Below are 10,751 nucleotides of genomic sequence, written 5' to 3'. Positions count from 1 at the left end.
CCCCCCCCCCCCCCCCCCCCCCCCCCCCCCCCCCCCCCCCCCCCCCCCCCCCCCCCCCCCCCCCCCCCCCCCACGGCGTCGTCGTCGGCCGCGTCGCCGGTGGCGGCGTGCACGAGCCACGCGTCCACCAGGTCCGCCGCGCCGGCGGTGCCCTCGCGCCAGCGCACCCGCCCAGCGCGGTGCTGCTCGCGCAGCTCCTCGCACAACCGCACGGCCACGACGAGGACGTCGGCGCCCGCGGCGCTCAGGTCGCGGGCGCACCGGGCGGCGGTCGGGCCGCCGCCGGCGACGACGACGGCCCGGCCGCGCAGGTCCAGGTGCAGCGGCTGCATCAGCCGCGCCCCGCCTCCCCGGTGAGCACGGCGATCGCACGGCGGGCCGCGGCCGGCGCGTCCTCGCCCGGTTCGAGCGTGAGCACCACCGCGGTGCAACCGCCTTCGTCCACCGTCCGCGCCAGTTCCTGCGCCTGCGCGGCGTCGCGAGCGGTCCCGACCACCACGACGCCCGCGTCGACCAGCAACCGGGCGGCGTGAGCGGTGCGGCGCGAGGCCTCCGCGCGTTCGGGGGCCGAATCGCCCAGGTCCGCGACCAGGCCCGCACGCAGGTTCTCCCCGCGCAGCGCGTACGCCGGGCGGCCCTGCGCGAGCAGGGCGGACTCGACCTCGCCGGCCACCTGCTCGGCGTCCACCTGGCCGGCGTCCGCCGCGGGCAGCAGCCACAGCGCCGCCCCGGGGTGCGGGCGAGGAGCCCGCGAGGGGCGCCACACCGCGCCGTCACCGGCGCGCGGGCCGGTGCGCCGGTCGACGGCTTCGCGCACGACGCCGGCGGCCACCGTGTCGTGGGTGTGCTCGTCGACGAGGACGAACGCGCCCATGTCCCGGTTGTGCGCGTACGGCTCCACCACCAGGTCGACGGCGGTCCGCAGGGTGACCGCACCGATGTCGTTGAGCTGCAACATCTCCGGCGTCGGCAGCTCGGCCAGCGTGCGCGGGTCCATCCGGTCGTGCAGGGCCGTGACCTCCGCGCGCACCGTGCGGGTGGTGTGCTTCAGCAGCAACCGGCGCCCCGGGGTCAGGGGTTCGGCGTGCATCCAGCACACCTGAGCCCGCACCTCGCGGGTGACGGTGGGTTCGGCGTCCGGGGCGACGAGGACGTCGCCGCGGCCCACGTCGAGCTCGTCGGCCAGTTCCACCGCCACCGACAGCGGCGGCACCGCGACCTCGCGGCCGTCGTCGAGGGTGTCCACGGCGGTGACGCGGGTGCGGGAACCGGAGGGCAGCACGACGACCTCGTCCCCGGCGCGCAGCGTGCCCGCGGCCACCCGGCCGGTGTAGCTGCGTCGTCGGCCGGCGACGGGCCGGGAGACCCACTGCACCGGCAGGCGCAGCCGTCCCACGCCGAAGTCCGGCGGCAGGACCTCCACGGCGTCCAGGTGCTCCAGCAGTGTCGGCCCGTCGTACCAGGGGGTGTTCGCCGAGCGGTTCGCGACGTTGTCGCCGTGCTTGGCGGCCACCGGCACCACGAGCATCCGCACGCCGAGCCGGTCGGCGACCTCGCGCAGCTCCTCGCGCACCGAGGAGAACCTGGAGCGGTCGAAGTCGACGAGGTCCATCTTGTTCACCACCGCCACCAGGTGCGGCACGCCCAGCAGCGTCGCGATCCTCGCGTGCCGGCGGGTCTGGTCCAGCACCCCGGCGCGCACGTCCACCAGGAGCATGGCGAGGTGGGCGTTGGAGGTCCCCGTCACCATGTTGCGGGTGTACCGCTCGTGCCCGGGGGTGTCGGCCAGCACGTAGTTCCGCCGCGGGGTGGAGAAGAACCGGTACGCCACGTCGATGGTGATGCCCTGCTCGCGCTCGGCGCGCAGGCCGTCCGACAGCGCCGCCAGGTCCGGGCCCCCGGGGCCGTCGACGGCGGCGAGGTGGTCGGTGGGCAGGCTCCCGGTGTCCAGCAGCAGCCGGCCGATCAGGGTGGACTTGCCGTCGTCGACCGAGCCGGCCGTGGACATCCGCAGCAGTTCCCGCATCAGAAGTACCCCTCGCGCTTGCGGTCCTCCATCGCGGCGGCGGAGGTCCGGTCGTCGGCGCGGGTGGCTCCGCGCTCGGACACGGTGGCGGTGCCGATCTCCGCGATGACGGCTTCGACGTCGGTGGCGTCCGAGCGCACCGCACCGGTGACCGTGAGGTCCCCGACGGTGCGGTACCGCACCCGCAGCCGCTGCACCCGCTCACCGGGCCGGGCCGGCGTGATGCCCGAGACGGCCAGCAGCATCCCGTCGCGCTCGACGACGTCGCGCTCGTGCGCGAAGTAGATGCTCGGCAGCTCCAGGCCCTCCGCGGCGATGTAGCGCCACACGTCCAGCTCGGTCCAGTTGCTCAGCGGGAACACCCGGACCTGCTCGCCGCGGTGGATGCGCCCGTTGTACAGCGACCACGGTTCCGGGCGCTGGTTGCGCGGGTCCCACTGGCCGGCGGCGTCGCGGACGCTGAACACGCGCTCCTTGGCGCGCGCGCGCTCCTCGTCGCGGCGCGCCCCGCCGAACGCCGCGTCGAACCGGCCCTCGGCCAGCGCGTCGAGCAGGGTCCGCGTCTGCAGGCGGTTGCGCGAGGAACCCGGTCCGTCGTCGCGGGACCGGCCGGCGTCGATGCTGGCCTGCACCGAGGCGACCACGAGGCGGTGCCCGCCCTGGCGCACGCGCCGGTCGCGGAAGTCGATCACCTCGTCGAAGTTGTGCCCGGTGTCGACGTGCATCACCGGGAACGGCACCGGGGAGGGGCGGAACGCCTTCTCCGCCAGGCGCAGCAGCACGATGGAGTCCTTGCCGCCGGAGAACAGCAGCACCGGGTTCTCGAACTCCGCGGCGACCTCGCGGACGATGTGGACGGCCTCGGCCTCCAAGGCCCGCAGGTCGTCCACGCGGGCGGGGTCGGCGCTGCCCGCCGCGGTGCGCGCGGCCGGCACGACGGCCGTCGTCGGCGCGCTCACAGGTGGATCCCGCACTCGGTCTTGCCGGTGCCGGCCCAGCGGCCGGCGCGCGGGTCCTCGCCCGGTGCCACCGCGCGCGTGCACGGCTTGCAGCCGATGGAGGGGTACCCGCTGGTCAGCAGCGGGTTGACCGGGACGGCATTCGCGGTGGCGTAGTCGACGAGCTCGTCGAACGTCCAGGCCGCCAGGGGGTTGAGCTTGACCAGCCCGTGCCGCTCGTCGAACTGCACCAGGGGCGTACCGGCCCGGGTCGGGGCCTCCTCGCGGCGCACGCCCGTCACCCACGCCTCGTACCCGCCCAGGGCGGCGGCCAGCGGTTCCACCTTGCGCAGCCGGCAGCACGTGCCGGGGTCGCGCTCGTGCAGGCGGGGGCCGAACTCGGCGTCCTGCTCGGCGACGGTCTGCCGGGGCAGGACGTCCACGACGCGCACCGGCAGCGCGAACTCCACCTCGTCGCGCGTGCCGCGGGTCTCGGCGAAGTGGTAGCCGGTGTCCAGGAAAAGCACGTCCACGCCCGGTGCGAACCGGGACACCAGGTGCGGCAGGACGGCGTCGGCCATGCTGCACGCCACGGCCAGGGTCCCGGGGAAGGTGGCCGCCGCCCAGGCGGCGACCTCCTCGGCGCCCGCCCCGGTGAGCTCCGTCGCCCCGCGCTCGGCCAGCGACCGCAGTTCCTCGCGGCCCCGGCGCGCACGGGGCGCGGGGACGGTGGTCGTCGTGGTCTCGCTCATCGCAGAGCCTCCTCGTCGCTGCGGTGGGCCCAGGCCGCGAACGTCTCGCGCGGCTCCCGGGTCTCGAGGTAGCGCCGCACCAGGCGCTCGACGTACTCGGGCAGGGCGGTGGCCGTCACCTTCAGGCCGCGCACGGTGCGGCCGACACCGGGTTCGGCGCGGTCGGCCGAGGCCAGCCCGCCGCCGAGGTGGACCTGGAACCCGGCGACCTGCTCGCCGTGCTCGTCCTGCACCAGCTGGCCCTTCAGGCCGATGTCGGCGGTCTGGACGCGGGCGCAGGAGTTCGGGCACCCGTTGACGTGCAGCGTGATCGGGGTGTCGATCTCCACCCCGGCCAGGCGGCGCTCCAGCTCCTCGATCGCGCGCGTCGCGGTGTCCTTGGTCTCCACGATCGCCAGCTTGCAGAACTCGATGCCCGTGCAGGCGATCGTGGTGCGCCGGAAAGGCGAGGGGTGCGCGGTCAGGCCGAGGACCTCGGCGCGGGCCGTGAACTCCTCGACGCGTGCGGGGTCGACGTCCAGGACGACGACCTTCTGGTGCGGGGTGAAGCGCACACGACCCGAGCCCGCCGCCTCCGCCGCGTCGGCCAGCTCGCGCAGCACCGTGCCGCTGACCCGCCCGACGGTGGGGGACAGGCCGACGTAGCACCGGCCGTCCTTCTGCTCGTGCACGCCCACGTGGTCGCCGCGACCGGAGGGGGCCGGCGGCGGCGGGCCGTCGGGCAGCGCCCGGTCCAGGTACTCCGTCTCCAGCACCTGCCGGAACCGCTCGGCGCCCCAGTCGGCCACCAGGTACTTCAACCGCGCCTTGTTGCGCAGCCGGCGGTAGCCGTAGTCCCGGAAGACCCTGACCACGCCCTGCCAGACCTCCGCGGCCCGCTCGGGGGGCACGAACGCTCCGAGGCGCTGGGCGAGGTGCGCGCTCGTCGACAGCCCGCCGCCCACCCACAGGTCGTACCCCGCGCCGAGCTCCGGGTGCACCACGCCCACCAGGGAGATGTCGTTGATCTCGTGCACGACGTCCTGGCTGGGGTGACCGGTGACGGCGGTCTTGAACTTGCGCGGCAGGTTCGCCAGTTCCGGGTCGCCGATGAAGCGTTCCACGATCTCCGTGATCACCGGGGTGGGGTCGATGACCTCGTCGCGGGCGATGCCCGCGACCGGGCTGCCGAGCACCACGCGCGGGGTGTCCCCGCACGCCTCGGTCGTCTGCAGCCCCACGGCCTCGAGCCGCCGCCAGATCTCCGGGACGTCCTCGATGCGCACCCAGTGCAGCTGCACGTTCTGCCGGTCGGTGATGTCGGCCGTGTCGCGGGCGAACTCGGTGGAGATGCCAGCCACGACGCGCAGCTGCTCGGTCGTCAGCGCACCGCCGTCGATCCGCACGCGCAGCATGAAGAACTCGTCGGACAGCTCCTGGGCGGACAGCTGCGCGGTGCGCCCGCCGTCGATGCCGGGACGCCGCTGGGTGTACAGCCCCCACCACCGGAACCGCCCGTTGAGATCGTCCGGCGCGATGGAGGAGAAACCCCCGGGCGCGTACAGGTTCTCGATGCGCTCGCGGACGTTCAGCCCCCCGTCGGCCGCCTTGACCTCCTCGTTGTGGTTCAGGGGCGCGGTGCCGTCGACGCGCCACTGGCCGTTGCCACCGGGGCGTGGTGCGCGCGGTGCGCGGCGGGGGGCCGGCGGGGCGGCCTGCTCGAGGGGGGCGGTGCTGGCGTCGGGTGTCATGGAACCTCACGGGAGAGACGGGTCCTCCTCGTGAGGAGGCCCTCAGCTGGTGGGGTGCAGCGAGCGACCGGAACGGCACGCGTAGGCGCTCTGCAGCCGCATGAGGTCGACGTACCGGCGCGAGACGAGGCGCACGGCAGAGGGCTGGACCACGTGACCACGGTAGGGCACGAGCGCACGAACTCCAACACGGTCCCGTCGATCAGCGTGGCGCCGGCGGGCGGACCGGGGAAACCGCCCGGTTACCGCCGGTGCCGCGAGGTGTTGACCGCCTGCCGGGGTTCGTCTACCGTCAGTGGCGGTCACGAGTACCAGCGTCAAGCCCCGGCTCGCTGGTCGGCAACCCTCCTGTCGCGGCGGGGTGCTCCGGGTGAGGACCTGGCCGGTCGCCGTTCGGCGTCCGGCAAGCGCGGACCTGCGGGTCCACGGACGTACGGACGGCTCCTCTCGTGCACAAGTTCGCCCTGCTCGCCCTGGTCGGCCTGCTGGCCCAGCTCGTCGACGGCTCCCTCGGCATGGCCTACGGCGTCACCTCCACGACCCTGCTGCTGGTCGTGGGAGCGAGCCCCGCCGCCGCGTCTGCCACCGTCCACCTCGCGGAGATCGGCACCACGCTGGCCTCCGGGGCCGCGCACTGGCGCTTCGGCAACGTCGACTGGCGCGTCGTGGTGCGCGTCGGCGTGCCCGGCGCGGTCGGGGCCTTCCTGGGGGCGACGGTCCTGTCGTCGCTGCCCACGGACGTCGCCGCACCGGTGATCAGCGCCGTGCTGCTGCTGCTGGGGGTGTACGTGCTGCTGCGCTCCGCGGTGGCGCGCTTCGACGAGCGGTCCCTGCACCGGCCGCTGCGGCGGCGCTTCCTGGCGCCGCTGGGGTTGTTCGCCGGGTTCGTCGACGCGACCGGCGGTGGTGGATGGGGCCCCGTGGGCACCCCCGCCCTGCTGGCCTCCGGCCGGCTGGAGGCGCGCAAGGTCATCGGCTCGGTGGACACCAGCGAGTTCCTCGTCGCGGTGGCCGCCAGCGCGGGGTTCCTCGTGGGGCTCGGCTCGCAGGGCATCGCCTGGACGTGGGTGCTCGCGCTGCTGCTCGGAGGCCTGGTCGCCGCGCCCATCGCCGCCTGGCTGGTGCGCTACGCCCCGCCGCACGTGCTGGGCTCGGCCGTCGGCGCCGTCATCGTCCTGACGAACTCGCGGACCCTGCTGCGCAGCGACGCCGTCGGCGCCCCCGACCCGGTCCGCTGGGTCGTCTACGCGCTGATCCTCGCCGCCGGCGCGCTCGCCGTGGCCCACTCGGTGCGCCGGCACCGCCGCACCGCCCGAACGCTCACCACCACCGACAACGAGAGGAGCAGCGCGCAGTGACGTACGTCATCGCACAGCCCTGCGTGGACCTCAAGGACAAGGCCTGCATCGAGGAGTGCCCGGTCGACTGCATCTACGAGGGTGAGCGCTCGCTGTACATCCAGCCCGACGAGTGCGTCGACTGCGGCGCCTGCGAGCCGGTGTGCCCGGTGGAGGCGATCTACTACGAGGACGACGTGCCCGAGCAGTGGTCGGCGTTCACCGCGGCCAACGTCGAGTTCTTCGAGACCGTCGGCTCGCCCGGTGGTGCGGCGAAGGTGGGCCTGATCCACGCCGACCACCCGGTGGTGGCCGCCCTGCCGCCGCAGGGCGGGGAGCACTGACCCACCGCACCACCAGCACCACCAGCACGACCAGCACCGCCACCCCATCCAGAGCGGCCGAGAGTCCTGGCTCGACGACGCCGCAGCAACCCCCCGGTCCCCCGGGAGCGGGTGCTTCCGCCAGGTCGATGGAGTCGACGATGTCCCGCACCACCGCCCACCCGTCCCCGGGCACCACCGGGCCCGGCGATCCCCGCGCGCTGTCGTGAGCGTCGCGCCCCTGGTCGCCGGAGCCGCAGGCCGCCCCACCCTGAGCTTCGAGCTGTTCCCCCCGCGCTCGGAGCGGGCCCGGGAAGCCCTGCACCGCACGGTCCACCGGCTCGCCGGGACCGGGCCGGACTTCTTCTCCGTGACCCACGGTGCGGGCGGCGGAACCCGCGACGCCGGCTGCGAACTGCTCGCCCACCTGCGCCGCGAGACCCGCGCCGCCGCCGTGGCGCACCTGACCTGCGTCGGTGCCACGAGGCGGCAGGTCGTGGACCTCGCCCAGGAGTTCTTCGCCGCGGGGGTGCGCGACGTCCTGGCGGTGCGCGGCGACCCACCGGCCGAGCGGATCGCCGACCCGGCACCGGCCGACGCCGTCCGCCGCGCGTGCGACCTGGTGGAACTCCTGCACGTCGCCGACCGCCACCACCACCTGAACGCGGGAGGTGACGGTGCGGCGGTGACGGCGATCCCGCCGCTGAGCGTCGCGGTGGCGGCCTTCCCGGCCTCCCGGCGCGCGGGCGACCTGCAGGCCCTGCGCGCCAAGCAGGACGCCGGCGCCTCCTTCGCCATCACGCAGGTCTGCTACTCCGCCCGGGAGTACGCCGGTTTCACCGCCCGGGCCCGCGACGCCGGCATCACCCTGCCGCTGCTGCCGGGGATCATCCCGACCACCGACCCGGCGCGGTTGCTGCGCCTGGAGCAGCTCACCGGGGTCGCCCCACCCGCCGACCTGCTGGCCCTGCTGGAGTCCGCGGCCGAGCACGGCGACGCCGCGCGCCACCGCGCCGGCACCCGCTTCGGCCAGGCCCTGGCCCGCGACCTGCTCGCGGCCGGCGCCCCCGGGCTCCACCTCTACACGTTCAACGCAGCGCCCGCGGCGCTGGACCTGCTCGAGGGTGTGCACCTCGGCGCCGGGACCCCGACGGTCCCGAGCTCGGCCGGACGGCCGCAGGCATCCGCGGTTCCCCACGACGCCGCGCTCGCGGCTGGAGGATCCCGATGAGCACACAGACCCGCACCACCCGCCCCGGCACCACCGACGTCCCCGCCTGGTCGGCCACCGTCCTGGGCTACCCCCGCATCGGCCCGCGCCGGGAGACGAAGAAGGCGCTGGAGGCCCTGTGGGCCGGCCACGCCGACGTCGCCACCACCGAGCGGGCGCTGGCCGCGGTGCGCGCCCGCACCGTGCGGCGCCTGAACGACCTGGGCCTGCACGCCCACGACGCTTCGATCCCCTCGGCGTTCTCCGCGTACGACCAGGTGCTGGACACCGCGATCGCCGTGGGTGCCGTGCCGCCGCGCTTCGCCGACGTCGTGGCCGCCGACGGGCGGGTCGACCTGGCCGGGGTGTCCACGATCGCCCGCGGTCGCGGGACGGACGCGCCGCTGGAGATGACCAAGTGGTTCGACACGAACTACCACTACCTCGTCCCCGAGATCGGCCCGGACACGGAGTTCCGGTTCGCCGACGACCGGGGTGTGCGGGAGTTCTCCGAGGCGCTGGCCGACGGCTTCCTCACCCGTCCCGTCCTCGTGGGACCGATCACGTTCCTGCTGCTGGCCAAGCCCGCCGACGGCAGCCCCGAGGGGTTCGCACCGATCGACCGCCTGGCCGACCTGCTGCCGGTGTACGCCGAACTGCTGGCCGCGCACGCCGCTGCCGGCGCCGCGTGGGTGCAGCTGGACGAGCCCGCCCTCGTCAGCGACTCCGCCACCGAGGGCGTCGACGGGCTCGCGGAGCTCGTGCGCACGGCCTACGACACCCTGCTGGCCGCGCCGACGGGGGCGCCCGCCCGCCCGCGCCTGCTGGTCGCGGCCCCCTACGGCGACCTGGGCGAGCACCTGGCGCCGCTGGCCGCCACCGCGGTGGACGCCCTGGCGCTGGACCTGGTGCGCGGGTCCGCTCCGGCCGGTCCGGTCCCCGGCCTGGAGACCAAGACCGTCGTCGCCGGGGTCGTCGACGGCCACAACGTCTGGCGCGCCGACCTGGCGCCCGCCCTGGCGCAGCTGCGGGCGCTGGAGCCGCTGGCGGGCACCGTCGTCGCCGGCACGTCCACCTCGCTGCTGCACGTCCCGCACGACGTCGCCGACGAGCCCGACCTGGACGAGCGGCTGCGCGGCTGGCTCGCCTTCGCGGACCAGAAGGTCGCCGAGGTCGTCCTGCTGGGGGAGGCGCTGCAGCACCCCGGCACGGGTTCGGACACCGTCGCCGCCAGCTCCGCGGCCCGCGCCGACCGCCTCGCCGCCCCGGGGGTGGTGCGCCCCGAGGTTCGCGAACGCCTCGCCGGCCTGGGTGAGGAGGCGCTGCACCGCAGCGGCTACGCCGTGCGCCGCGTCGCGCAGGAGGAGGCGCTCGACCTGCCGCAGCTGCCCACCACCACCATCGGTTCGTTCCCGCAGACCGGGGAGATCCGCGCCGCGCGCGCTGCCCGCACCGCCGGACGGCTCACCCAGGAGCAGTACGAGGAGTTCTTGCGCGCCGAGATCGACCGCGTGGTGGCGTTGCAGGAGGAGCTGGGGCTGGACGTCGTCGTGCACGGCGAACCCGAGCGCAACGACATGGTGCAGTACTTCGCCGAGAACCTCGACGGTTTCGCGGTGACCCGCAACGGCTGGGTGCAGTCGTACGGCTCGCGGTGCGTGCGCCCGCCGATCCTGTGGGGCGACGTCACCCGCTCCGCGCCGATCACCGTCCCGTGGAGCGCGCACGCCGCCTCCCGCACGCCGAAGCCGGTCAAGGGGATGCTCACCGGCCCCGTGACGATCCTGGCCTGGTCGTTCGTCCGCGACGACCAGCCGCTGGCCGACACCGCCCGCCAGGTCGCCCTCGCCCTGCGCGACGAGGTCGCCGACCTCGAGGCGGCAGGCATCGGCGTCGTGCAGGTGGACGAGCCGGCGCTGCGCGAACTGCTGCCGCTGCGCCGCGCCGACCAGCCCGCGTACCTGGACTGGTCGGTGGCCGCGTTCCGGCTGGCGACCGCCGGCGCCGCGGACGCCACGCAGATCCACACGCACCTCTGCTACTCGGAGTTCGGCGAGGTCATCGACGCCATCGACCGCCTCGACGCGGACGTGACGAGCATCGAGGCGGCCCGCTCGCGCATGGAGGTGCTGCCGGACATCGCCCGCGCCGGGTTCGCCCGCGGCATCGGCCCGGGCGTGTACGACATCCACTCCCCGCGGGTCCCCGGCCGCGAGGAGGTCGCCGAGCTGCTGCGCCTGGCGGTGGCCTCGGTGCCCGCGCGGCAGGTGTGGGTGAACCCGGACTGCGGGCTGAAGACCCGCGGGTACGCCGAGACGGTGCCCGCGCTGCGCAACCTCGTGGCCGCCGCCGCTGAGGTCCGCGCCGAGCTCGCCGTGGAACCGGTTCCGGCGAGCTGACGCCCACGACCGGCCCGCGCCCTCGACCGCGGGCGA

At 75.3% G+C, this 10,751-nt stretch carries 8 protein-coding genes, 1 pseudogene and 2 riboswitches; of the genes and pseudogenes, 4 read left to right on the top strand and 5 right to left on the bottom strand.

Annotated elements, in window-relative coordinates; genetic code table 11:
• The 5 genes and pseudogenes from ACRYR9_RS18540 to ACRYR9_RS18520 all read right to left on the bottom strand — a co-directional run.
• The coding region (locus tag ACRYR9_RS18540) for a precorrin-2 dehydrogenase/sirohydrochlorin ferrochelatase family protein (protein ID WP_432540209.1) at window positions 1-332 on the bottom strand (332 nt) is incomplete at its 3' end.
• Between the two features lie 107 nt (window positions 333-439).
• Window positions 440-2,026, bottom strand: a pseudogene (locus tag ACRYR9_RS18535) (GTP-binding protein); the annotation flags it as partial.
• A complete protein-coding gene (cysD, locus tag ACRYR9_RS18530; RefSeq protein WP_432496085.1) occupies window positions 2,026-2,961 on the bottom strand; it encodes a sulfate adenylyltransferase subunit CysD in 936 nt (311 codons plus the stop codon). The pseudogene ACRYR9_RS18535 and the gene cysD, both read right to left, overlap by 1 nt.
• A gap of 20 nt (window positions 2,962-2,981) precedes the next feature.
• Entirely contained in the window at window positions 2,982-3,716 is a 735-nt protein-coding gene (locus tag ACRYR9_RS18525; RefSeq protein WP_432496025.1) for a phosphoadenylyl-sulfate reductase, read from the bottom strand.
• On the bottom strand, window positions 3,713-5,446 hold the full coding sequence (locus ACRYR9_RS18520; RefSeq protein ID WP_432496027.1) for a nitrite/sulfite reductase: 1,734 nt from the start codon (window positions 5,444-5,446) through the stop codon (window positions 3,713-3,715). The genes ACRYR9_RS18525 and ACRYR9_RS18520 overlap by 4 nt, the downstream gene beginning before the upstream one ends.
• A gap of 300 nt (window positions 5,447-5,746) precedes the next feature.
• Window positions 5,747-5,862: riboswitch (SAM riboswitch) on the top strand.
• 33 nt (window positions 5,863-5,895) lie between these two features.
• Here ACRYR9_RS18520 and ACRYR9_RS18515 point away from each other — a divergent pair.
• From ACRYR9_RS18515 to metE, 4 genes are all read left to right on the top strand, one after another.
• Window positions 5,896-6,804 carry a sulfite exporter TauE/SafE family protein gene (locus ACRYR9_RS18515; protein ID WP_432496029.1) on the top strand — a complete coding sequence of 303 codons (909 nt, stop codon included), beginning with the start codon at window positions 5,896-5,898 and terminating at the stop codon, window positions 6,802-6,804.
• Window positions 6,801-7,127: a ferredoxin gene (fdxA, locus tag ACRYR9_RS18510; RefSeq protein WP_432491972.1), complete on the top strand. Its 327-nt coding sequence runs from the start codon at window positions 6,801-6,803 to the stop codon at window positions 7,125-7,127. The genes ACRYR9_RS18515 and fdxA overlap by 4 nt, the downstream gene beginning before the upstream one ends.
• Before the next feature lie 41 nt (window positions 7,128-7,168).
• A riboswitch (SAM riboswitch) is annotated at window positions 7,169-7,262 on the top strand.
• Window positions 7,263-7,332: 70 nt separating this feature from the next.
• Entirely contained in the window at window positions 7,333-8,337 is a 1,005-nt protein-coding gene (locus tag ACRYR9_RS18505) for a methylenetetrahydrofolate reductase (protein WP_432496032.1), read from the top strand.
• A complete protein-coding gene (gene metE, locus ACRYR9_RS18500; RefSeq protein ID WP_432496034.1) occupies window positions 8,334-10,715 on the top strand; it encodes a 5-methyltetrahydropteroyltriglutamate--homocysteine S-methyltransferase in 2,382 nt (793 codons plus the stop codon). Before ACRYR9_RS18505 ends, metE begins: the two co-directional genes overlap by 4 nt.
• Window positions 10,716-10,751 lie beyond the last annotated feature (36 nt).

This window comes from Kineococcus auxinigenes (genome assembly GCF_050871525.1).
Taxonomy (GTDB): Bacteria; Actinomycetota; Actinomycetes; order Actinomycetales; family Kineococcaceae; genus Kineococcus.
The sequence above is the reverse complement of the archived record's forward strand: the minus strand, read 5'-3'. Positions and strand labels throughout refer to the sequence as shown.